The 24,711-nt window shown below is 41.3% G+C and carries 20 protein-coding genes; 6 read left to right on the top strand and 14 right to left on the bottom strand.

The features are described from left to right. The 6 genes from WA1_RS25570 to WA1_RS25550 form a co-directional block, all read right to left on the bottom strand. Window positions 1-723 carry a flagellar hook assembly protein FlgD gene (locus tag WA1_RS25570; protein WP_017739669.1) on the bottom strand — a complete coding sequence of 241 codons (723 nt, stop codon included), beginning with the start codon at window positions 721-723 and terminating at the stop codon, window positions 1-3. Beyond that, a complete protein-coding gene (locus tag WA1_RS25565; RefSeq protein ID WP_066613021.1) occupies window positions 720-3,233 on the bottom strand; it encodes a serine protease in 2,514 nt (837 codons plus the stop codon). Before WA1_RS25565 ends, WA1_RS25570 begins: the two co-directional genes overlap by 4 nt. Before the next feature lie 397 nt (window positions 3,234-3,630). After that, window positions 3,631-3,753, bottom strand: a complete 123-nt coding sequence (locus WA1_RS60230) for a hypothetical protein (RefSeq protein ID WP_272819227.1) — start codon at window positions 3,751-3,753, stop codon at window positions 3,631-3,633. Between the two features lie 258 nt (window positions 3,754-4,011). Then, window positions 4,012-5,250: a patatin-like phospholipase family protein gene (locus WA1_RS25560; RefSeq protein ID WP_017739673.1), complete on the bottom strand. Its 1,239-nt coding sequence runs from the start codon at window positions 5,248-5,250 to the stop codon at window positions 4,012-4,014. Window positions 5,251-5,537: 287 nt separating this feature from the next. After that, window positions 5,538-10,901 (bottom strand): trifunctional serine/threonine-protein kinase/ATP-binding protein/sensor histidine kinase, encoded by a 5,364-nt coding sequence (locus tag WA1_RS25555; protein ID WP_017739674.1) that lies wholly within the window; start codon window positions 10,899-10,901, stop codon window positions 5,538-5,540. Window positions 10,902-11,013: 112 nt separating this feature from the next. Beyond that, window positions 11,014-11,655 (bottom strand): DUF4058 family protein, encoded by a 642-nt coding sequence (locus WA1_RS25550; protein WP_017739675.1) that lies wholly within the window; start codon window positions 11,653-11,655, stop codon window positions 11,014-11,016. A gap of 149 nt (window positions 11,656-11,804) precedes the next feature. Between WA1_RS25550 and WA1_RS25545 the strand changes: the two genes are divergently transcribed. Then, window positions 11,805-12,497, top strand: a complete 693-nt coding sequence (locus WA1_RS25545) for a hypothetical protein (protein WP_017739677.1) — start codon at window positions 11,805-11,807, stop codon at window positions 12,495-12,497. A gap of 9 nt (window positions 12,498-12,506) precedes the next feature. On the opposite strand, the gene WA1_RS25540 is transcribed toward WA1_RS25545, so the two are convergent. The 6 genes from WA1_RS25540 to rpsB all read right to left on the bottom strand — a co-directional run bounded on the left by WA1_RS25540 (window position 12,507) and on the right by rpsB (window position 19,735). Continuing rightward, window positions 12,507-13,310, bottom strand: a complete 804-nt coding sequence (locus tag WA1_RS25540) for a DUF4058 family protein (RefSeq protein ID WP_017739678.1) — start codon at window positions 13,308-13,310, stop codon at window positions 12,507-12,509. A gap of 161 nt (window positions 13,311-13,471) precedes the next feature. Continuing rightward, entirely contained in the window at window positions 13,472-13,633 is a 162-nt protein-coding gene (locus WA1_RS58225; protein ID WP_017739679.1) for a hypothetical protein, read from the bottom strand. A 211-nt stretch (window positions 13,634-13,844) separates the two neighbouring features. After that, the gene (gene recG / locus WA1_RS25535) at window positions 13,845-16,559 is read right to left on the bottom strand and encodes an ATP-dependent DNA helicase RecG (protein ID WP_017739680.1); all 2,715 of its coding nucleotides are present in this window, start codon (window positions 16,557-16,559) and stop codon (window positions 13,845-13,847) included. Window positions 16,560-16,625: 66 nt separating this feature from the next. Beyond that, window positions 16,626-17,654, bottom strand: coding sequence for a hypothetical protein (locus WA1_RS58220; RefSeq protein ID WP_017739681.1), 1,029 nt, complete (start codon window positions 17,652-17,654; stop codon window positions 16,626-16,628). Window positions 17,655-17,871: 217 nt separating this feature from the next. Next, the gene (tsf, locus tag WA1_RS25525; protein WP_017739682.1) at window positions 17,872-18,816 is read right to left on the bottom strand and encodes a translation elongation factor Ts; all 945 of its coding nucleotides are present in this window, start codon (window positions 18,814-18,816) and stop codon (window positions 17,872-17,874) included. 121 nt (window positions 18,817-18,937) lie between these two features. Further along, window positions 18,938-19,735 carry a 30S ribosomal protein S2 gene (rpsB, locus tag WA1_RS25520; protein WP_017739683.1) on the bottom strand — a complete coding sequence of 266 codons (798 nt, stop codon included), beginning with the start codon at window positions 19,733-19,735 and terminating at the stop codon, window positions 18,938-18,940. Between rpsB and WA1_RS58215 the strand changes: the two genes are divergently transcribed. After that, window positions 19,660-19,824 (top strand): hypothetical protein, encoded by a 165-nt coding sequence (locus tag WA1_RS58215; protein ID WP_169886877.1) that lies wholly within the window; start codon window positions 19,660-19,662, stop codon window positions 19,822-19,824. The genes rpsB and WA1_RS58215 overlap by 76 nt on opposite strands. A gap of 103 nt (window positions 19,825-19,927) precedes the next feature. On the opposite strand, the gene WA1_RS25515 is transcribed toward WA1_RS58215, so the two are convergent. Next, window positions 19,928-20,974 (bottom strand): glycosyltransferase family 2 protein, encoded by a 1,047-nt coding sequence (locus WA1_RS25515; protein ID WP_017739684.1) that lies wholly within the window; start codon window positions 20,972-20,974, stop codon window positions 19,928-19,930. A gap of 264 nt (window positions 20,975-21,238) precedes the next feature. Here WA1_RS25515 and WA1_RS25510 point away from each other — a divergent pair, with 264 nt between their 5' ends. Together WA1_RS25510 and WA1_RS25505 are read left to right on the top strand one after the other, a co-directional pair. Continuing rightward, window positions 21,239-22,120: a cation diffusion facilitator family transporter gene (locus WA1_RS25510; RefSeq protein WP_272819226.1), complete on the top strand. Its 882-nt coding sequence runs from the start codon at window positions 21,239-21,241 to the stop codon at window positions 22,118-22,120. 60 nt (window positions 22,121-22,180) lie between these two features. Then, a complete protein-coding gene (locus WA1_RS25505; RefSeq protein WP_272819225.1) occupies window positions 22,181-22,579 on the top strand; it encodes a hypothetical protein in 399 nt (132 codons plus the stop codon). Window positions 22,580-22,992: 413 nt separating this feature from the next. Here WA1_RS25505 and WA1_RS25500 read toward each other — a convergent pair whose 3' ends face one another. Next, entirely contained in the window at window positions 22,993-23,403 is a 411-nt protein-coding gene (locus WA1_RS25500) for a hypothetical protein (RefSeq protein WP_017739687.1), read from the bottom strand. A 688-nt stretch (window positions 23,404-24,091) separates the two neighbouring features. Between WA1_RS25500 and WA1_RS25495 the strand changes: the two genes are divergently transcribed. Both WA1_RS25495 and WA1_RS25490 read left to right on the top strand, forming a co-directional pair. After that, the gene (locus tag WA1_RS25495) at window positions 24,092-24,274 is read left to right on the top strand and encodes a hypothetical protein (RefSeq protein WP_017739689.1); all 183 of its coding nucleotides are present in this window, start codon (window positions 24,092-24,094) and stop codon (window positions 24,272-24,274) included. Next, the gene (locus WA1_RS25490) at window positions 24,228-24,665 is read left to right on the top strand and encodes a DUF6036 family nucleotidyltransferase (RefSeq protein ID WP_026134291.1); all 438 of its coding nucleotides are present in this window, start codon (window positions 24,228-24,230) and stop codon (window positions 24,663-24,665) included. The genes WA1_RS25495 and WA1_RS25490 overlap by 47 nt, the downstream gene beginning before the upstream one ends. Window positions 24,666-24,711: the final 46 nt, after the last annotated feature.

Below are 24,711 nucleotides of genomic sequence, written 5' to 3'. Positions count from 1 at the left end.
CTATTTCAGCCAGTTTGGATTGTGTTCAAAAACCAGTCTCCGCTCTAACTCTTGCGCGGGTTGATTTGTTGGCTCGATATTAGCAATAAAATGGATCTCGTAGCGTCCAGCAGGAGCATTACGCCCATCCCAGGTAAAGACAATTTCACCGCTACGGAAATTAGTGCGAGGACTGCTGTAAACTTGTTTTCCATCTCGTAAAATTTCAAAGGTAGAAAACTTAGCCCGACTGGGGGTAAAGAAAACAAATTCATACTTCCCAGAAGAGTTTCCTAAAATCACTGGGATGTGTACTGGTTCAGAACCTAATTGAAAATATGCTAGAGCACGGAGGCTATCTGCGGGTATGTTCTCTCTTTTAAGGACGTAAGTCTCCCAGCTGAAGCTAAAACCAGAACCATTAGGAGATAGAGAAGGGTTATCTAATTGATAATTCTTTTCTAAAGATTGCAGCTTCACCTGTGGGTTGCTACCACCATTAATGCGGGGTATTTGCAAAGTCAAAGTTTCGCCATAGCTGGGAATATTTCGGATGGCAATGGAAATCAAACGCAGGCTGTTCCCACTAATGGGTTCCCTCTGAATACCTTCGCAACGAGTTGGTTGATTACGACGAATATATTCTGTAGAGCGAGGATTGCCTTCACGACAAGAAGCTTGAGCAGGAAGATGGTTGAGATTTAGAAGGAATAATAAGCTTGTCAAAAAAATTTTGTAGTTCATAGTGCTTGTAAACCCATTTTACGTAGTTTTTCCTTGATAATAGAAATAGGATGAGCAAAAGTTTGTCCACTGGAGTCACGTTCAACAATCATGCCTAAAAGCTGATTATTTTTTGAGTTGATAACAGGACCACCGGAATATCCTTGTTTAATTGGAATCTTGGATATTAAAATTTCTGCACTGTTATGAGTAGTAATTTCTCCTGTGTGCAGCGCCCAAGGCAAATTGTCATAAGGATGACCAATAGCACGGATGGGCATTCCTCGATGGATGGGATCGACAGAAGTGGACAAGGGTTGAATATCCTCCGGTAAGTTGTCAGTGATTTCCAAAACTGCTAAATCAATGGGATCGTTTGGTTCAGTCATTGTCAAAAGCTTGGCACTTCGCCGCATTCTGACTTTACCAGAAGGTGGTTGACTATAAAATTCAACCTTAATATTTTTACCCTGTTGACCAGAATCTTTATCAAAAATCACATGGCGATTGGTAATAATCAATGCTCGATCGCCCTCTCGCTTAATGACTATACCTGTACCAGTTTCATTACCCAGTCTCTCGCGGGTGTTAAACTCAGCAGTGACAAATACCACAGGACGCAAAATTGGTAGAGATGGCTCATTCTTTGGTAACCATTCTCTATCGTCTGCGGTTTCAACTTGAGTCTTGCTCTTTTCAGTTAATAACCGCTGTGCTTCTTTAAGGTTGTTTCTGGGATAAATCAAATTGGGGTCAAGGGCTACAGCTCGCTCATACTCTGCGATCGCTTCTTTTAATTTGCCTTGTTCTTGGAATACCAAGCCTAAACCATTGCGAGCTAAAGTATGAGCGCTAGCTGGAGTAATGGATTTATCTTCCGGCAACTTTAGTGCTTTCTGGTAAGCTGCGATCGCCGCATCCAGTTTTTTCTGGTTTCTGAGCGCAATGCCGAGATTGTTGTAAGCTACGGCATAGTTGGGGTTGAGTTGGATGGCTTTGTTATAGGCAGCGATCGCCGCATCCAGTTTTTTCTGGTCATATAGCGCAATGCCGAGATTGTAGTAAGCTACGGCATAGTTGGGGTTGAGTTGGATGGCTTTGTTAAAGGCTACGATCGCCGCATCCAGTTTTTTCTGGTCATATAGCGCAATGCCAAGATTGTTGTAAGCTACGGCATCGTTGGGGTTGAGTTGGATGGCTTTGTTATAGGCAGCAATCGCCGCATCCAGTTTTTTCTGGTCAGATAGCGCATTGCCGAGATTGTTGTAAGCTACGGCATAGTTGGGGTTGAGTTGGATGGCTTTGTTATGGGCAGCGATCGCCGCATCCAGTTTTTTCTGGTTTCTGAGCGCATTGCCGAGATTGTTGTAAGCTACGGCATAGTTGGGGTTGAGTTGGATGGCTTTGTTATAGGCAGCGATCGCCGCATCCAGTTTTTTCTGGTCAGATAGCGCATTGCCGAGATTGTAGTAAGCTACGGCATCGTTGGGGTTGAGTTGGATGGCTTTGTTAAAGGCTACGATCGCCGCATCCAGTTTTTTCTGGTCATATAGCGCAATGCCGAGATTGTTGTAAGCTACGGCATAGTTGGGGTTGAGTTGGATGGCTTTGTTATAGGCTACGATCGCCGCATCCAGTTTTTTCTGGTCAGATAGCGCATTGCCGAGATTGTTGTAAGCTACGGCATAGTTGGGGTTGAGTTGGATGGCTTTGTGATAGGCAGCGATCGCCGCATCCAGTTTTTTCTGGTCAGATAGCGCATTGCCGAGATTGTTGTAAGCTACGGCATAGTTGGGGTTGAGTTGGATGGCTTTGTTATAGGCTACGATCGCCGCATCCAGTTTTTTCTGGTCAGATAGCGCATTGCCGAGATTGTAGTAAGCATTGGCATAGTTGGGGTTGAGTTGGATGGCTTTGTTATAGGCTGTGATCGCCGCATCCAGTTTTTCCTGGTCATATAGCGCATTGCCGAGATTGTTGTAAGCTCCGGCATCAAGTTTTTTTCGATCTGTTAGCGAATTTTCTACGTTGCTGGGATCGCCTGTATTTTTAGGGTTTAATGGAGTTGCTTCACGGAAAACTGCGATCGCCTCATCTATTTTCTTCTGGTCGTACAGTAATAAACCCAGATTTTTGTAAGCGAGAGCAAATTGAGGGTCGATTTGAATTGCTTTGCGGTAAACTGCGATCGCTTCATCCAACTTCTTGTTTTCTGTTAAAATCACCCCTAAATTGTTATAAGCACGAACATCATTAGGGTTGAGTTGGATGGCTTTTTGGTAAGCAGCAATTGCATCTTCCAATTTTTTTTGAGAATACAGCGCTTTGCCCAAATAAAAATATGCAGTAGCATCTTTGGGAGTAAGTTCTAGCACTTGACGCCAAACTGACTCTGCATCTGAGTGCTTGCCTTCATTTTGAGCACTAATGCCTTGCTGGTAAAGTAAATCTATAGATTGAGCCGTCACTAGCTGAGGAAACACAGCCAGAGATAAAGTTATAAATAAGCTGATGACTATACTCTTTCGCACAGTTTACTCAAGTAATTTAATTAATTCTTAATATTTTGATACTCATTGTCCTACATTTATTCTGTCGAAATTCTTACTCATAATGTTTCATAAGTTTTTCGCGATCGTAATCTATACCAGATCCCCGACTTCTTGCAAGAAGTCGGGGATCTAATTACCAATTCTGTATGAAGATGCATCTTTTTGGGTATATTACGGAATATAACAAAGCCGCCAGAGCGATCGCTCAAGTCCCTTGTTTTTGCGAATTGCACTTATAAGTTTTAATTTTGACTCCTATATACTGACAATCAAATGAAAAAATCTAATTTCATTTGATATATAGACTTGCTTTCTTATCAATATATTTATGTAAAATTTAGATATATCATTCCCCGCAAACCCCGTATTATTACTGTTAGCGGAGAGTCTGATTTTTGGGAAAACACGTAATGCGATAAGCCGGGTACGGCTTGCGCTTCGCGATCGCCAACTCGACAACAAAGACACCAACAATTAATCGAGCAGTACGTTTTAGCACGCCGTACTATGCTAATGCTCCTAGGTTTTGTCTGTGCTCCTGGCTTGGAAAACTTTCTCGTTGGCGACACTCAACCAAGAGAACCCACTCCGCTTGCTAATCCCCAAATCCCAACTTTACCTCAAAAAAATTCATTGAAATAAATTACCCAATCTTGTGGGACGGGCGTCCCCGCCCGTTCTATACTAGTGACGGGCGAGACGCCCATACCACAAGAGAGATTTGAAGGGTAAAATTTTCCTTCAATTTTATTAATGACTAAATAGTTGACAGTTCCTTTGTCTGATTTGTAATATCGCAATCAACGGGATTGTTGCTGATAAAGTTTGCAATAGCGTCTTTGACTTTAGGTCCTTTGCCGTATACTCTGGAATCATAAATCAGTCCAGAGTTAATATAAGCTTTAGCCGCTGCTATCAAAGTATTGATATTCTTCGGGGTAGAATTATCCATCTCTTCATTGACAGTTTCAACTAAATGCTTAGCTTCAACTAAATACTTATTTTTCCGTTGCTCTTTTTTTTCTATGAGAGTACGAGCCGTTTTATGATCCTCGTTTGCTAGGACTTGATATCTCTCATTCAAATCAAAGTCCAGTCTGAGGTAATGTCCTGACTCAAAACCTCCGATAATGTTTTGACAAATGGTAGCATTGATTTCACCTGTTGGCTCCATAAACACATCCACAAGCCGTGCTACCCAACTCAATGCAGTCCATTTTTTGAGTTTTTTGTATTCATAGGGATTTGCGCTCCTACCTGTACCAATAGAAAGTACAGAGATATTCTCTAATTTGAGATTCTCTAAGTTATATTTTTTCTTCTCTTCTGAAGAGAGGTGAGGATAGCGGCTTACCTTTAAAGCGTGGCTAATTGCAGCCAAAGATGGATTATTAGCACAAACTCCACCATCAATGTGGGGAAATGACCATTGACCAAATTTGTTTTCATCAAATGGTTTTAACTCACGTGGTGGAAAGAAAGTTGGTGCTGATGCGGAACTAATACATATATCTTTTAGTGGAAGTCCATCATACCAGCGTAAACCCAAATCGGGATGGAAATTGGTAAAAAAAGTTGTGTTGCGGTAACGCATATCATAGGCAAGAATCAACAACAGAGGATGGGAAATTTGACTGATTTTTATGTCACCCAAAGCATCTGGTTTTGAAAGCGCTTTTTCTAGTCCATCGTGGGAATATTTGGGGGAAAATATATTTCTGATACTTCGCCAAGCTTTTCCAACTATTGTCTTGGAGTATGGGAAGATTTGCTCAGCATTGTTTTGATATAGGTCAAGCAATTGTGTTGTGTTTAAGCCTTTCGCTAGTCCTGCAGCAATAATCGAACCTGTGGAGGTACCAGCAATCATGTCAAAGTATTGGTGTAACTCTAAGCCGTAAGTTTCCTTTATTTCGCGTTCCACCTCTTGTAGCATTTGTACTGAAACCACACCACGAATTCCACCACCATCTAAGCTGAGAATTTTGAATGTCATGTCTACTCCTAGTCAATCAGACAATCATTAGCGCTTACAGCTATATAGTTCCCAGCTATTGGTCATAAATTAAGCAACTTCCAAAGAAAACACAAAATTTCTTGTGGTGCGGGCGTCCCCGCCCGCCACTCATACAGGACGGGCGGGGACGCCCGTCCCACAAGATGGATAATTTACAAGATGGATAATTTACAAGATGGATAATTTACAAGATGGATAATTTACAAGATGGATAATTTACAAGATGGATAATTTACAAGATGGATAATTTATTTCTTGGAAATCCCTTAACCCAGAGCCTGAGCCTGAATTGGTAAGGTAATGACAAATTCAGTTCCGTCACCGAGTGTAGAATTCACCACTAGTGAACCATTGTGTTTTTCTACTATAATTTGCTTGGCGATCGCCAAACCTAAACCCGTTCCTTTCCCAACAGCTTTAGTAGTAAATAAATGGTCAAATATTTTTTGTTTGACTTGTTCACTCATCCCGATACCATTATCAGCAATTGCAACTTGAATTTGACGATTTTTGACTGTCGTTTTAATGATAATGCGGTTGGACTTTGCTTGAATTTCCTCAAAACTGCGTGCATTGTTCGAGTCTTCTAATGCATCAATGGCATTCGCTAAAATATTCATGAATACCTGATTTAATTGACCTGGAAAACATTCAATTTTAGGCAAATCACCATATTCAGTTATCACATCAATGGCGGGGCGTTGTTCGTTGGCTTTGAGGCGATGTTTGAGAATCAAAATTGTACTATCAATGCCTTCGTGGATATTAAACGGCACTTTATAGTCTCGATCAGCACGGGAGAAAGTCCGTAAACTAGTGCTGATATTTTTGAGGCGATCGCACGCTATCACCATCGCATCAATGACTTTGGGTAAATCTTCTAAACTATAATCTAGATCGATTTCATCGGCATGGTCAATTATTTCCTCACCCGGTGATGGTACAGTTTCTTGATATAGCTTCAAGTGTTTAAAAATATCAGCTATCGTGGGTTTTGCTTGTTTGAGACTAGCAGAGATAAAACCCAAAGGATTATTCATTTCATGAGCTACACCAGCAACTAAATTACCCAAGGCAGACATTTTTTCACTTTGGACAATTTGTAATTGAGCTTGTTGTAAATCTTGTAATGCTTGTTGTGCTTGTTGGTAAAGTCTGGCATTTTCCAGGGAGATTGCAGCTTGGGAAGACAATAGCTTAATAACGCTGAGGCGATCGCTAGTAAAAACCCCTTGAGTTAAGCTATTTTCTAGGTAGAGAATTCCCACCAAATGCCCTTGATGAATAATGGGCGTACATAATACACTCTGGGGTTGATGTTGCAGCATATATTCCCCAATTAAACCAGGAATATCTGTTGTGCAATTGTCTATAACAACTGTTTGTTGGGTATTTTTGACGTAATTGATAATTTTTACAGGAATATCTTGACAATTGAAGAGTGATTGTGGGCTGAGGAGAGTTTGTATGTCCTCATGATTAATAAAGGTAATTGCTCTAACTTGCCACGTATCTTCTTGGGGAAGAATGAGTACAGATTTTTTCGCGCCAGAGTTTTCGAGGATAATGCGAGTGAGACTGGCAATAAGTCGATCTAATTCCAGAGAACTGGAAATAGCTTGAGCTGCTTTGAGGACAGAGGTAAAATCTAGAATATCGGAAATACTGGTGCTGCCAGTAGTAGAGGTGCGAGTAGATGAGAAAGTCCCACGAAAGGCAATAGTTTCTTGGGGGTTGAGGTTGATGAGTTGCTGTTGCAGGATGAGTTGGAGTAGTTGGGGATAGCTTTTTTCTAGGTGATTCACTTTGGCTTTTGCTCCCCAGCGAGCGTAGCAGTAGTAAGCTTCTTGCATATATGCTTGAGCTATCTTTTCTTTGCTCCAGTTGAGGTAGAATTTGGCTGCTAGTTCATTGCTAAGTGCTTCTTCTTGGATGTAGCCGTTGGCTTTGGCAAGAGAAATAGCGCGATCGTACAAGTCAGCCGCTTCCCAATATTGCCCAAGTATGTGTGCCTTTTCTGCCTCAACTAGATCGTAGCGATGCTGATTATTCATAGGAGCATGGTATGCCCAGAATCGCATTTTTTCCTGATTGGCTTCAATTTGCTCTAAATACTTTTGTTGTTCGCTGAGTTCAGCTTGTAAATAGTTGGCACTAAGAGCTAGAGAATGATAGAAGTTGAGGATGACAACCTGCATAAAACCAAATGCAGAGCCTGCCTGTTGATAAGCTAAATCTACCAGTTTTAAAGCCTGGGTATAATCCCCAAATTGATAAATTAAAATTGTTTTAGCTACGTGAAAAATAAATAGGACTGTACCACTTTTAGCTGCAATCAAACAAGGGAGTTTTTCAGATTCATCAAAGCTATCTCCAATCAACAAGTATTTGTCTTGAGCTAAACCTAGTAAATTCAAACCTAGTTGCCGCCATATTTGAGAAAAATGGGTAGGGATTTCTTGTTGGATTTTTACGCAAATGTCTATGTATGTTGCTTGTTGCTGAACGGTATCTTCTAAGTTATTTATAGAGAAAAATAGGTAACTACATAGATTGGCAGCACAATAACCTCCCCACTCAATATCTCCTGTTTCTAAACCACTTTGCACTCCTTCCTTTAGCGGAATAATGCTATTTTTAGTATGTTCTTTCCAGTTCCTAATATTAGAATTAAACAAATTATAGACTTTAGCTTTTAGCTCTTTAGCATCAAATTTATTCAAAAGCTTTAAAGCAATATTACCAGCATGATATCCTTCATTTAACTTGCCAATTCCAGACATTAACAATCCATAAAAACCATAGGCAAATGCAGACAATGCAGAATTACCATGTTCGATACAAAGATTGACCATTGTAATGATGACCTGGGGAAAAATTTCAGGTTTAGCCATAAAAACTGGAGCACAGAGAATTTTGAGAATCTGCATGGCTGATAGTTTATATGGATCGGTCATCACTAAAAGTTTTGCTAGGTCATCCAGATTTGGTAACTTAACTAGTAAGCTATTATCATCTACTAAATTAACAAGAGAAATATCTAAGTTTTCTAAAACTTGCAGCCCTATTTCAATAGCTTTCATCATTTCTAACTGAGCTATATAAATCTGCATTTTAGCTTCATATAATTTAACTTTGTCGAGGATATTTTTTGTATTGTGCAAAGCAAGTTCATTGAGATACATCGAACGTTCAAAGTTAATATTTAAATATTCTGCTTCTACAGTTTCAATATACATTTTGAGGGTTAAATCATATTGAGACAGCCAACTATCATTAGCTAGCAAATCTAACCCAGTATTTAGATACTTAATAGCTGTTTCATAAGCTGTGGAGAATTTTGCTTTCTGACCTGCTATAAGATTGAGTTTAGCCAATTCATTTTTTTCTAACTGATTGGGGAGCAAATCCACTCCAATATTGAGCTGATTAACAATCTCAAAAATTCTTCCTTCTTGATCCTCTTTAGAAATATTACTCAAAAGTAGTTGCCCAATTTTTAGGTGAGTGGACTGTTTTTTATCTTCTGGTATCAAACAATAGGCAGCTTGTTGGATGCGATCGTGCAAAAATTTATATGTAACAGTCTGAGAAATTTCTTGAGTCATTGCTTGGCTTTCTTGGCTGACATAAAACTTATAAACATCACTAATCGGTAAAATCAATCCTTCTTCCAAAGCTTTCCATAAATCAGCAGCTGTTTCGATTTCTGGCGCTTCCGAAATCATTGCCAAAGTTGCTAAATCAAACTGATTGCCAATACAAGCGGCTAACTGCAATATGTGTTGAGTTAAGGGAGGTAGTTTTCGTAGTTGAACACTCATAAAAACAACAACATCATCCGTCAGTGCTTGCTGATTCACTTGTGCAATGTCACACTGCCAACAACCTAATTCAAAGTTAAATTGGATAAAACGATCTTGATGTAATGCTTTTAGAAACTGTGTAGTGAAAAACGGATTACCTGCAGTTTTACGATAGACCAGTAAAGAAAAATTCCAAGCTAGACTTTCTGGACATTTAAATGTGTCAGCAATTAACTGATTGACTTGCATTTGATTCAATGGTGCTAAAGTAATAGTGTTGATTTTTGCTCTCGTTTTTTCGATTTCATTTAAAGTTAATATTAATGGATGTGTCGGGTTGACTTCGTTATTACGATAAGCACCAATTAAGAAAAGATGGCTAGTATCAGCCATTAATAATTGCATTAACTTTAACGATGCTGAATCTGCCCATTGTAAATCATCTAAAAATATGACTAATGGATGATCGGCACTGGTAAAGACTTGGGTAAATTTTGGAAACAATAAATTAAATCTATTTTGTGATGTAGTTCCTATTAATTCTGGGACTGGTGGTTGTTCACCAATAATTTTTTCTAATTCGGGTATGACTTCAATGATTACCTGTCCATTTTCCCCAACAGCATCCAATATCTTGCTTTTCCAGTGCTGGATTTGAGGATCGCTTTCTGTTAACAATTGTCCCATTAAATCTCGGAATGCTTGCACAAAAGCACTGAAAGGTATATTTCGCTGAAATTGGTCAAATTTTCCTTTGACTAAATAACCCCGTTGTTGCACAATCGGTTTATGAACTTCGTTAACAACTGCAGTTTTACCAATCCCCGAAAAACCTTCTACTAGCATTATTTCAGTTGCACCTAAGCTGACTCTTTCAAATGCTTGGAGTAAGGTTTCTATTTCGGTTTCCCTGCCATAAAGTTTATCAGGAATGATGAAGCGATCGCACACATCTCGTTGGGCAATTGGGAAATATCTAACTATATCTGATTCTTTGATCTGCTGCCAACAAGTTTCTAAATCATACTTTAATCCCAATGCACTCTGATAGCGGTCTTCAGCATTCTTCGCCATCAATTTGCTGACAATCTCTGAAATTACTGACGGGATTTGTGGGTTAATTTCATGAACTAAACGAGGCGATCTAGCAATATGACAATGTACTAACTCCATTGGGTCGTTTGAATCAAAGGGTAATTCACCTGTGAGTAATTCGTAGAAAGTAACACCTAAAGAATAAAAGTCACTCCGGTAGTCAATTAAGCGATTCATCCTTCCCGTTTGTTCTGGAGATATGTAAGCAAGTGTGCCTTCTAATATATTGGTACTGATGAGTGTTTGTGTTTCTCGTGGCAGCAAAGATGCTATACTAAAGTCAATTAATTTAACCTGTTGTGTTTCAGGATTAATTAAAATATTGCTGGGTTTAATATCTTTATGAATAATGTTATTTCGATAGAGCAGATCTAAGGCTTTGCTCATAGCGATCGCTAAAAGCAAAAATTCTTCCAGAGACTTTGTCTGTAATGTTTCTACACAGGTGAAATAATCCTTTAAAGAAATTCCCCCGAAATCTTCCATAACCAACGCATAACCATTTTGGTGGGGTTCTAGGCTATAGGTTTGGATGATTAGGGGTGAGTTGAGCTTTTTGGCGATGGTGTACTGATTGTGAAATTGCACCAGTTCGCTGAAGCTGGGATAAGGATTTTTCAGCAGTTTAACGACTACAGGTAATGAATCAGCCTGTCGATACCCTCGATAAACCAGGGTTCTGGAACCATTGTAAAGTTGTTCGCTGAGATGATATCCGGCAATATTCATTGCGATCGCGATCCTACCACTAAATCTTAAGAATTTCTAAATTTAGTGTTCCCAAATAAATGACACAATTCTCTTTCCTCGAGCGCCAGTTCAGTAATCCCAAAAACCCGGTTTATGAAGCAAGTAATCCTTTTTCTTGCAACAAAGCATTAGCCCAAGCTGCATCTCCTTCTTTAAGCGGTAACACGCAAGGTAGAGAATAATCTATTCTCATGTCAAATCCCGCTTGGTCATAAACTTCGTTCAGTAAGGTTTGTAAATCTACGACTGGTTCAACGTCGAGCGGAACTAGCGGTAAAGGAAATGAAGGAATTGATTGTCGCAAACTAAAACCATACAAATCGGATTCGGGACGGCGATCGCCACGACTAATAAGGATACAATAATCAGTATTGGGTAAGCTTCCCAAAATTGGCATAGACTTTCCACCTCTAAGCAAGTCAATTTCCACTAAATTGGTAATACTTGCTAGCACTTGTCGTCGCTTGCGTTCGTATGCGTCTCTTCCTTCTCCCGCCCGTTTGTTTTTTGGAGAAAGAATCTCTACAACTGTAACTGCATAGTTCTTTCCCATCTCTCGAATTTCTAAATATTTTTTACTAAGATATGTACGCTTTTCTACGGCTACATGATACTTCGGACGGAGGCTGGGCGCTAGAGCGATCGCGATCGCCATAATCAAGCGACTGTGGACTTCAGACCATAGTTCGGGATTTTCAAGATAAGGATCGACCCCAGGAAATGGTGAAGGCATGGCACAACCTCAGAACTTAACATCCATCTTGACATTTCTACTCTCCTTTGGGGAGAAATTTTTAGCTGAGTATATCTTCTTAATCCAGATTGAGGCATAATCTTAGAAAGATATTAAGAAATATTACATTACAGAACTCAATCTTTAGTATGAGCAAAACAGCCCTGAATCTCATAGCAATATCTGTCTTTGCCATGACTATGTCCAGCTTGCTAGGACCGCTCGTTCACCTATCGCCTACAATTCCAGCAGTGGCAACCTTTACAGTTTTAGGAATCGTCACGCTCGATTCTTTCAGTTTGCAAGGAAAGGGCGGTAATCTTCTTTTAGATTGGATGGCTAGTTTTTCACCTGAACACAGAGAACGTATTCTACACCACGAAGCGGGACACTTTCTTGTCGCTTACTTATTGGGAATTCCAGTTGTTGGTTATACTCTCAGCGCTTGGGAAGCAGTCAAACAAAAACAACCAGGACAAGGCGGTGTGAGTTTTGATGATGAAAAATTAGCATCTCAATTGGAACAAGGTAAGATAACTGCTCAAATGCTGGATCGTTATTGCACAACTTGGATGGCGGGTATTGCTGCGGAAACGCTAGTTTATAACGATACTGAGGGGGGTGCTGACGATAAAAGCAAGCTAGCAGGAGTGTTGAAAAGTGTGGGACTTTCACCGAACCAGTACCATCTCAAACAGCGCTTTTGTCTGCTTCAAGCAAAAACTTTGTTGCAAGAACATTGGTCGGCGTACCAAGCTCTTGTCGATGTCATGCGACAACGGGCTTCAGTTGCAGAGTGTACTCGCGTTCTGGAAACACAGGGAGTGGGGATTAGGGAGTAGGGCGTGGGTTTATGAACCCCGTAAATAACAAGCTATCGCAACCCCCTTTGCTTGCAAAAGCGCATCCACCCAAATGCGATCTGCTTCCTGTAAAGGTGGAATAGGGTCTTGGTGATAATCGATCGCCAAATCGTACCGCGCCTGGTTGTAAACTTGCAAGACCAGGCTTTGCAAATCTATTGAAAGTTCGGCATCTTTTGGCTTCAATGGAAGTGGAAACAAAGGAATCGCTTGCTGAAGATTAAACGCATAAAGTTGCGCTCTCGGACGTTGTGGGGCGCGACTAACTAAAATCCGGTAATGTGACTGAGGAATGTTACCCACCATCACCATTGGCGTTCCTTCCCTCAACAAGTCTATCTCCACCAAATGGGTTGCGCTCTCTAAAACGGCATTACGCTTTTTTTCATAAGTATCTCGTCCTTTACCGGGACGCTTGTTTATTGGTGATAAAACCTCAATCGCTGCGATCGCTGCTCCTGTTGCAATATCCCGAATTTCTAGGCAACTTTCTCGAATTTCCTCGGGAATAGGTAGCATGACAGTCATAGATGAATCAGATGCAGGGACTGTTAGGGTGGTAAAAGATTGACGATTCCGAGATTGAGATACTACTGATGTATCTGGAATCCCAACCAATACCGCATCCTCTGGTAGGCTGGTATAAACCCGTTTCTCAATTGCCACCCGGTAGTCTTGGCTCAGGTTTGACTCAATTGCATTGGCGATCGCACTAATCAGTCGATGATGTACTTCTGGCCACAATTCGGGATTTTCAAGATAAGGATTCATTCCCGGTAATGGAGACGGCATACAACAGCTTCAGTTTTCACAAGTTTTACACTTCCATCATATAAACTCTACATTTGAGTGTAGCGATCGCACTGGTTGCTTAGTGCCGTCTTTTGTCATTTACTTTTATTCAGCAAGCCCTATTTAGGTAGCGCAGAGAACCAAACGGTCATCATTGACTGTTAAACACTGACATTTTGAGCTTCCAAACCCCCTATTCTCAGTTCGCCACGTCTTTTCTTCTGGCGGACTACAATGTTGTCTCGATTTTCTTTAACAAACTGCTCTACGTTCTCTAAAGCTACTTGAACTACTTCACCAGTGTTAAGATGAAAGGTAAACATAAAAAATGTACTGCTAACAAGGACGCAAACGCTTCGATAGCAAAGCTTTTATAATCAGTTAATAAGTCAAATTCTACGTCATTTTCTGAATTTTTGCATCGCTACGGCGAACTAAGCCCTATCAACGCCTATCTGTAAAAAGTTATCTGCGTCCATCTGCGTCCATCTGCGGTTCCCAAACACTTTAATATACTGTACACACTAGAGTCAATCACGTCAAAATTGCTCCACCCATTAACCGCTCATATCGATACTTCAATTCTTCTTTCATCAAATACCAACGCTCTAAACTAGCGTCTATCTCTATCACCTTTTCTGCTGCTTGTCGCGCCAAAACTAACACTTCCTCATCCTCTACCAAACTTGCCAAAGTAAAGTCCGGTATCCCAGATTGACGAGTTCCTAAAACTTGTCCTGGACCGCGAAAACGCATATCCATTTCAGAGATAAAAAACCCATCTTGTGACTGTTCCAAGACTCGCAGGCGTTGCTGTGCATCTGGACTTCTAGAACTGCTCATCAACAAACAGTAAGATTGCGCCGCACCTCGTCCAACACGCCCTCGTAATTGGTGCAATTGCGATAAACCAAATCGTTCCGCATTTTCTATGAGCATGACTGTTGCGTTTGGTACGTCCACACCTACTTCCACAACAGTGGTAGAAACTAAAATTTGAGTTTGATTGGTCCGAAATTTACTGATAGCTTCGTCCTTATCAGCCGAACTCATGCGACCGTGCAGTAACCCCACCTGAAACTCAGGAAAAATACTTTCTTGTAACTTTTGATGCTCTTCCACTGCCGATCGCACATCTAATTTTTCTGATTCTTCCACCAATGGCAAAACCACGTAAACTTGTTGTCCCTTAGCAATCTCTCTACGGATGAGGTCATAAGCTTGCATGCGCTGCTGACTTGTGAGTATACTCGTCTGGATTTTTTGCCGTCCGGGTGGTAGCTCATCAATTTGACTCACATCCAAATCCCCATGTATTGTCAGCGCCAGTGTTCGAGGAATGGGAGTTGCTGTCATAGTTAAGACATGAGGTTGCTCGCCTTTTTGCTGCAACTTTGCCCGTTGTTCCACCCCAAAGCGATGCTGTTCATCAATCACAACCAAACCCAAACGTTGAAAATTAACAGGATCTTGAATCAATGCGTGAGTTCCTACTAACAGAGGCAATTCACCCGTTTCTAGCTGAGCGTGAATTTGTCTTCTTTTTGCCATTTTTGTAGAACCTGTCAGTAATTCCACTGGTAAATGCAAAAGATTAAACCAACTCACTAACTTACGATAATGCTGTTCTGCCAAAACTTCAGTAGGAGCCATTAGTGCTGCTTGATACCCTGATTGAATAGCAGCAAGGATAGCAATCACAGCAACAATCGTTTTCCCAGAACCAACATCCCCTTGGACTAAACGATTCATCGGCACAGATGTTTGTAGATCGTTAAGAATTTCATTAACAACTCGTTGCTGTGCGTTAGTTAGTTTAAACGGCAATATCTCGTAGAATTGTTCCAGTAACTGACCTTTAGGAGCAAGGATAGCACTGGTTTGACTTGCTCTTGCATAGTGTTGCCGTTGAAGTAAACTGAGTTGCAAGTAAAAGAATTCGTCAAAAACAAGACGACGACGGGCAGCTTGTAGGGTAATACTGTCTGAAGGAAAGTGAATGTTAGCAACCGCTTCCTTCAATTCCATCAATTCATACTTACCTCGCAACCCGCTTGGTAATGGATCTTTGAGAGAAGAAGCACAAGGTAGAACAGCAGTCACCGCTTGACGCACGAGATCTGCACCCACACCCTCTGTTAGGGTATAAACTGGCAAAACTCGATTGATACTCAGTGATTCTATCGTATCTCCCGGATGTGCTAAAACTTCTATTTCTGGGTCTTCCAGTGTCAATCCGTACTTACTTCCTTTCACCAATCCACACGCCGCTACAATGCTACCCTGTGGATAGCGACGCTTTAAACTTTCTTGCCAAGCACGACTACTATAGCGCGTACCGGCGAAAAAGCGATTAATTTTAATGCGTCCAGTGTTATCTCGCAGAGATAATTCTAAGATTGTTAACTTTTGATTTTTAGGGCTAGTAAAGCAGTTGCAACTTTTGACTGTTGCGACTATCGTCACGGTTTCTCCCGCCTCCAACTCGCGGATATGAGCTTGACGACTATAATCAATGTGGTCGCGGGGATAGTAAAAAAGTAAATCGCGCACAGTCTCTAAGCCAAGACGCTCTAAACTTCCAGCTTTTTTGAATCCTATTTCTGGTAATTCCCTGAGCTTTTGGTCAATTTTGGGAGCCAGTCTTCGACTCACCTCAGAGAGAATTTTGGATTGTGGATTTTGGATTTGGGATTGGGTATTTGGGAGTGGGGATTTTGGATTGGGGATTTTGGATTGGGGATTTTGGATTGGGGAGTCTGGATTTGGGAGTCTGGATTTGGGATTTTGGATTGAGGAATTGGGGATTGGAAATTGGGAATTGGGGGACTGGGCGCTGGGGGTTGGGGATTGGGAAGACAGAACTCGAGAGTAGGTGAATGAAGATGGTGATGAAGAAGATGGAGCGGATGAGGGGGATGAAGATGGTGATGAAGTCAATGAGGATGAAGAAGAGGGTGTTGTTTCCTTCTCGACAGTTTGCTGTAATTGATAAAGATACTTGCGAGTTTCTGAGATTAAATGTTGTCTATCTTGCAAGCCCAGATTGGAATAATTAGCAAATTCAGCCGATAACTCTTGCCAACGACGACGTTCATTAGTTGGTAAGCCCATGGGAAATTTGCCGAAAGTTAGGGTAAAAAACTCACTGAAGCGGTATTGCTTACCCATTAAATCGGTGAAACCCTGTTCTGCCTCTATAGCTAGGGCTTTCTGTAATCGTATCCAATCGGGCTTGTCATTAATCATGGGATTTAAGATTTTGGATTTGGGATTTGGGATTTTGGATTCAATCTAAAATCGAAAATCCAAAATCTAAAATTCATCAGACCAAATAGCACGCCAAGCTGCTTCTGCTTGAGCAATTGACCGTTCTCGCCGTTTCTTTTGATACTCCTGCCCTAGCTTGTTCAGTTGAACGAGGATACTCCGAATCTGTTTGCGACAGGATGACAGCGTTACATCATTAAACTCAATTTCTCCAAGTCGCAGGTTAAGAGCCATAATCTGCGTCAAGTTGGGTTCTTCTGACTGCTGCTCGTTGTCAATTTCAATCACTAAGCTGAGTAAGTTAGGTGGTCCTGGCATAACAACTTCAGCAGAAGCTTCTGAAGCTGCAGCTGCGGCTGCTTCTAATATAGGTTCTGGTAATTTTTTAGGCAGTATCCCCGATCTCTGTAACAGAAGATTAGCGTCACGTGAAACCAATTTCAGCTTATCTTGCATTGCTCTTTCCAAACCATGCTGCCACTTAAGTATTTCTATGGGGTTAGAGGAGTTTGGAAATGGGGGTAAGGGTACTGGCGATCGCGGGGACAAGGAGAAGAAGGCGGATATAGGGGATGGAGGGGAAAACGGAGGTGAGGCAAACAATGAGCTATTTTCTCCCTTGTGGTTTTCTGGCTCACTTGCTCCCATGCTCCTCATCTCCTCATTTTGTCCATCTTGCTCATCGTCCTCATCTTGCTCATCGTCTTCATCTTGCTCATCGTCTTCATCTTGCTCATCGTCTTCATCTTCCGGCTCTCCCTTAATCTCCTCATCTTTAAGAGCTTCCTGCTGCTCGCTTTTCATTAAAACTTGCAACTGTTCTGCTGTTTGCTGACCAAATTTACGGACGGATTGTTGCAATTGCTGGCGCTGATTTAAGGACAAACTCAAGAAACTTTCAGGATATCCTTGGGTACATAAGTGGTAAGTTGCTTGATTTAACTGCTGCCGTACAGTTTGTCCCAAGGTCGTTAAATAATTGGTGTAAGCATTTTGAAGTTCTTTAGCGATCGCCCGAATCGCCTCTTCTAATGCCTGAATATCCCGTTCTATTCGTTCAATTGCTCTTGCCATATCTTTTCTACTGTTCACCTGAACCGTATATGGAACAAATGTACTTAATTATTATAGGATCGTTTTGTTTAAGGACGGTAAGTTTGCTCAGATCCCCGACTTCTTTAAGAAGTCGGGGATCTTGCAGTCCCTAATAATTAACGCAATGAACTGTTGTCAACAGTAGTCAACAGTCAATAACTCTGACCAAACGACTGACTGTTAACTATTGATTAATTTACTTAGTCCCCATTTGGGCAGCCACTTCTTCAGCAAAATTGCTTTCCTGCTTCTCAATCCCCTCACCTAGTATGTAGCGAGTAAAGCGACGGACTTGGACACTTCCGCCTACTTGTCCTGCGCTTTGCTTGATCAATTCCTCCACGGTGATACTTTGATCGCGAATGTAAGGTTGATCCACCAAAGTCATTTCTTTGAGGCGTTTTTCAATTCGTCCCTGAACAATCTTTTCCTTGATGTTTTGTGGCTTGTTACCCAAGTCATCCCGCCCCATTTCGATGTCTTTTTCCTTTTGAACAACATCAGCAGGAATTTCATCTACGTTGACATACTCAACGTTGGGGCAAGCTGCTATTTGCATGGCAACATTGCGTGCGAGAGTTTGGAGTTGCTCATTTCCAGCCCCTGCTTCAGTTTGGGTTGTCAGTTCAACCAACACACCGACTCGACCGCCAGTGTGAATGTAACTGTCTACAACTCCTTGTGTGTCTTCTGCAAGAGCAAATTTGGTAAATCGGCGAACCTGAATGTTTTCACCTAACTGGGCAATACTTTGCTTGAGAACATCTTCGACCTTAATGCTTTCATCTTCTATATAAGGTTGAGCCAACAAAGACTCAACACTTTCAAGGGTCGCTGCTTGTTTTGCCAGGTTTTGAACTAGGGCTTTGAAAGCATCATTACGGGCAACAAAATCAGTTTGGCAGTTAACTTCTAGAATTACACCAACCTGCCCACCAGGTTGAATATAGTTGTCCACTAGACCTTCTGCCGCAATCCGTCCTGCGCCCTTCTCAGCTTTTGCGATCCCTTTTTGCCGCAGCCACTCAATGGCTTTTTCTATATCACCGTCAGTTTGTTGCAGTGCTTTTTTGCAGTCCATCATGCCAGCACCAGTTTTCTGGCGTAGCTCTTGGACAATTTTTGCAGATATTTCCGCCATGTTGCCTCAATTCCTACTTAATGGTTAATTGTTAGTTGCTAGTTGTTAGTTGTTAGTTGCTAATTTCCATTAACCATTAGCCATTAGCTATTAGCTATTAGCCATTAGCATTCCAGATCTATTATTCTTCGTCTTCGTCTTCAGGAAAAGCGTCAGAATAATCTGTTTCACTTTCTTCGTAGTCGAAGTCTTCTTCACCGCCTTCGTAATCCTCAAATTCTTCTTCTACATCCAATTGACCGTGACGACCTTCGTATATAGCATCTGCTAGTTTGCCCACGATCAACTTAATTGACCGGATAGCGTCATCATTTGCCGGAATTGGAATATCGACTACATCCGGATCGCAGTTGGTGTCTAACATGGAAACAATGGGAATACTTAGTTTTTGGCATTCCTGAACTGCGTTGTACTCTCGGCGCTGATCTACAATCACTACCACATCGGGAACTTTCCGCATGGTTTTAATACCACCCAAATACTTCTGAAGCTTTGTCATTTCCCGACGTAGCATTGCTGCTTCTTTCTTTGGCAGTAAATCGAGAGCACCATTTTCTTCTCGGCGTTCCAAGTCTTTCAAACGATCTACGCGAGTTTTGATGGTCGTCCAGTTGGTGAGCATTCCTCCCAACCAACGCTGGTTGATGTAGTGAGCACCACAACGAGTTGCTTCTTGGGCAATAATCCCTGCTGCTTGACGCTTTGTTCCAACAAACAAGAATTTTTTACCCGCCTCGGCTTGCCCTCGCATATAAGTATATGCGTCTTCCATCAACTGGGCTGTTTGCACCAAGTCGATGATATGGACTCCGTTGCGAGACGTATATATATAAGGAGACATTTTTGGATTCCACCTGCGGGTCTGATGCCCAAAGTGAACCCCTGACTCCATCATCTGAGCCAATGAAACAACTGGCATATTTTTTAACTCCTATTCGGGTTAAACCTCCATCCAAGTGGATTTCCCAATATCAGGAAACACCCGAACTCTTGGATGTGCGAGATTAGTGAACCATACAAGGTTAGCACATTTTGGGAAATGGGGAGTGGTGAGTCGGGAGTGGTGAGTGGTGAGAAAATACGAAACGTAAAGTACAAAATTCCCTACTCCCTATTCCCTACTCCCTACTCCCTGTCCATACGCTTCATACACGCCTTTAACGTTATACCAGTTTAAAAAAATTCGGGCGATTTCTAATGCTAACTGCGGTTTGCCTAGTTGGATCAACCACTGTAGAAATGGAGCCATTGTCCGTTCGTTAAGAAATCCATTGAGGGAGAGTATTCCCCAGAGCAAGCGATGAATCCAAGTCATTTGAATCATCATTCGCACTTCCCAAGTGGGATGCTTTTGATAAAATAAAACGCCCATGCGTCCGCGTTGGATTTCTTTGTCTATTAAGCGAGGAATTTGCTCTAAATTAAAGGGTGGATGCCAGTGGAAGCCAACTGCATCGGGACATTTAATAAGTTTTAAACCTAGTTTCTTTAGGCGAACACCTAATTCTAAATCTTCCCATCCATAAAGTTGAAAGCTGATGTCGAAAAGCCCTGCTTCTTCTAGCCAATGTTTTGCGATCGCTACATTTCCTGTGGCAAAAAAAGCTGCAGAAAAATCTGTGATTTTGTATGGTTCTGATGTGGGATTATCAAAGTTACAGGTATTGATGACAGACCCATAGGTGAAAATGCGTTCGCGAAGCGGCTGCTTTGCAGCATCGCCCTTGGCGCAAGCCGTACCCGGCTTACCGCATCCCAATTTCTCTTTTCCTTGGGCTAGTGCATCGGCATGAGCCTGTAGAAAATTCTCTGTTACAACTAGATCGCTGTCAATGAAAACTATAGTATCACCCAGTGCCTTCTCTACGCCCAAATTTCGAGCTGTAGCTGGTCCTTTATGATCTTGAGAAAATGTTCGCACGTGGGGAAACTCGCTTTTGTGTGTTTCCAACCACTCCAGTGTGCCATCCGTCGAGCCATCATCTACCAAAACAATTTCGTAACCATCGACACACGTGCCACATCTTGTCTCTAGGTTACCATTTGTCAGTTTCTGAGTTTCCATAGCTCGCAGGCACTTTTCTAAAATTGGCTTGCGATTGTAAGTCGGAATAACAACGCTAAAAAACACAACCTCACCCACAACGATATTGCCCATCTTCAGGATAGGACAGAGAAGGCTCTCACACTGTTCCTCATTGTTAGTGGTTAGTGGTTGCTAGGGGCGCGGCGGCCTTGCGCCCGTACATGGTTAGTGGAACCAGTATGGAACTTCCAATCGGTGGTTTCATTCAATACTAAGGTGGGTATTGCCATGTTAGAAATGTATTAATACACAAGTTCTTAAGTTATGCTCTCAGTTCAGAAGTGCGAATGCGCGTGCAAAGATAAAGTCACGATAGATAACCACAAAACCAGACTTTTGTCAATCATTGTCTGTTTGCTTGCAGGATTTTTTGTGACAGAGTGGAGTGTGGGATTGTGGAGCAAAAGCTTATCTTTACAGGCAGACGCAGAACACATACTCTCTGATGTAGCAGCTTTGGGAATATCGTTATTTGCTAGTTGGTTAGCCCAGAAACCTGCTAGTGGTCAAGCAACTTTTGGTCATCGCCGAATTGAAATTTTAGCAGCTTTGGCAAATGGTTTGAGTTTGCTTGTCATTGCTATTTTTATCTGTTGGGAGGCAATTCATCGCTTTCACAGCCCTGAAGGGATTTCAGGCTTACCAATGTTGGTGGTGGCAATGATAGGTTTAATCGTCAACTTGCTGAACATCACTTTACTTCATCCTCACTCTCATAATGACTTGAATCTTCGAGGGGCTTTGCTTCATGTCATGGCAGATACTGCTAGTTCCTTGGGTGTCATTCTTGCAGCTGTGGCGATCCATCTTTGGAATTGGTTGTGGGCAGATGCAGCTATTAGTCTACTAGTTGCAGGTTTTACGGGTTTGAGTGCTTTACCGCTCCTTCAAGAAAGTCTTTTGATTCTTTTGGAATATGCACCGCCATCTATCGATCCGGTTGAGGTAGAAATTTCTTTAAAATCTTTTTCCCAAGTATTAGAGGTCGAAAAACTCCGTGTTTGGAGAATTAGCAGGGAGCAAGTTATGCTTTGCGCTCACATTACCGTGGATTGTACAACTTTTGAGGAAAGCAATGGCTTACTCGTAAAGTTGCGATCGCATCTCCAGCAAACTTTTGGCATTCACGAAGTCACTTTAGAGCTTACCAACCGCAAATCGTTGGCAGCAACTTCCATTCATCCTTTATTCAAGCAGGATTTAATCTCGATGCTTTAACAGTGACCAGTGACCAGTGACCAGTGACCAGTTCATCCCCATACTTAATAGTAGAGGATTATGAACCACCCCACCGCACAGTTATCTATAACTTATAAATTAAATCAGAGACTTCGTGATAAGAAGCTTGAGTCCCTCGTCAGAAACTTGTTTCGCCCTAGTTATGGTGGAAATCGAAACTTCACTCTAATGTACACCCTCGGACATTTAATGGTGAGTTCAGATGATGACATGAGACCCGATGCGTTGATAGAAAATAGCCCAGAGTCCTTATCAGCAGATGAAATTTGCCGAGGTAAATTATTCAAGCTCAACCAGGATGGTTTTGTCCATCGCTCCTTTGACTTACTCACCTCTTTTGAGGATGTTCTAGGTCGCAAAGTCAACTTGATACCAGACAACTTTGAGAAAGGGGAGTTTAACGAAGCACGGCTCGGACTCACTTTCCCAGAGCACTGATACAGCAATTAAAAAGGGGGACTTTGAGAGGTTCCTGTCTCCCTTGTTTAGCCTACGGTATATATAAGTAAGTGGGCGTTAAAAAATCCATCTATGTAACGAAATGTAAAATCTGCAAAGAGCTTATGAATACATCGTTCTAGGGTCTTTACAAAACTCAACATACATTGTTTTTATCGTGCTTACTTACTTATAAGTCTGAAATAGTTTATAAGCCTAAGTTGACTTTTTAGTTCGTAGTTGCGCTGTCTGGCCTGCAGCGTGCCTAACGGCGAACGCGCTTAGCGCAACTACGAACAGTTTATATTTTTTTAGATTGCACTACTTATCAGGGTAAAAAAGTACGATAAATTCTTCAATGTGCGATCGCTTTTCCTGTACCGTATATACAAAGATTTGCAGAATTTCCTTGGCTAAGGCTCTATGACTGCGCTTATCGAAACCTGCAAGTCCTTAGAGGCTAAAAGCTGCTTTAGTCTATCAGTTTCTGCTTTAGTTCCAGTGACAACTGAACCAGGCATCATTTTTTTAAGTTTTAGAGCTTCAGCTAATGTTAAATCCATAGCTGCACGCAGGATTGTTGTTGCAACCGTTGCGCGAGCGCCAGTTTCTCGTACAATCAGACTCCAAGTTCCTTCCATTGCTAAAATTGCTTGCCTCTCGCGCTCGGGCAAAGTACCAATTCCATCTTCTTCACTCTGAATTTTACAATGAGGGCAAGCATAAGATTTATGCCAAAGAAGTTCTTTGTTGAAGACAAATTGACCAACACGTACTTTTACTTCCTCCCCACAATCTCTACAATATTCGTAGATGAATGCCATAATCTAATTTCTCCAAGTATAGTAAAAAACTAGGTGTTTTTCTCGTGCAAAGACTAATATCTCATTGGGCTTAACTCCAAGAAACTGAATTTTTGGTGCATGAATTTTGTACTTTGTATGTTGAGCGCAAATCCCTACCAAATTTTAAAAAAAACATTTGCATAAGTGTAACGACTACGTCCGGTAGAAGCCAAGGCAACGCTGGCAACATTACCATCCGTGCCAAAGATATGGATTCTTGATAGTTTCGTGAATGTGCCTAACGAACGTCTTCCAGAGCAATTTCAGCAACCAAACGCAAGATTGTGTTAGTTGCCTCTGCACCCAAAGCTACACCATTTTCTAGTCCCACTGCATCAGTTTGCGATAGCTCAAATTAAGTGGATTGGCAAGAAAAAATACAACATCGAATTCTAAAAAGGGGAGAGGAACGGATCTGCCACAATCTCTCTCTTCCCCTCTGTATAAGAATAATTATTATTTCAATTAGCTGTCTATCCAGCTTAATAGTAAGAATTCTTATTTAGCTATAGTAAATTCTTCTTGTAAATAGTTCCTGTGTACTATATCTATCAGTTTCGTTGGAGTGTGAGAGTTCTGGGTGCGGAATGTGGGAAAATAATGCAATCAGACGGTTAGCAGGGATGATGCTAGACTAAAAATAGAAACCTATATTAAGTTTAAAACAATGGAAATAATTTGTCATAAAGTTAAACTTAAACAGCAAAAAAGCGATTTTGCTTATTGGCAAACTCAATCTTATCAATCCCGACTAGAAGCCTTAGAACAAATTCGTCAAGAATATCATAAGTGGAAAGATAATAGTGCTGAATCAAGACTTCAAAGAGTTTATACAATTTCTCAACGATAATCATGTGCGCTATCTGATTGTCGGTGGTTATGCAGTAGCGATACATGGTCATCCTCGTTATACCAAAGATATTGATATTTGGATAGAAATGAGTCCAGAAAACGCGAATAATCTCCTTCAAGCTTTAGAACAATTTGGGTTTAGTTCTTTAGGATTACATCTGGAAGATTTTCTAACCCCTGACCAAATTATTCAGCTTGGTTATCCTCCTAATAGAATTGATTTATTAACAACTATTGACGGGGTGAGTTTTGAAAATTGTTATCCTTTAAGGTTAGAAGTTATAATTGATAATATTGTTGTTAATTTTATTGACTTAGAAAATCTAAGAAAAAATAAAGAAGCATCAGGAAGACTGCAAGATTTAGCTGATTTAGAAAATTTGAATTAGTGCGATCTTCGTAACTTACCGTTGATATAACCGTTCTTATAGCGAC

The sequence above is a fragment of the Scytonema hofmannii PCC 7110 genome (assembly GCF_000346485.2).
Lineage (GTDB): Bacteria > Cyanobacteriota > Cyanobacteriia > Cyanobacteriales > Nostocaceae > Scytonema > Scytonema hofmannii.
This window is presented reverse-complemented; position numbering and strand designations above follow the sequence as displayed.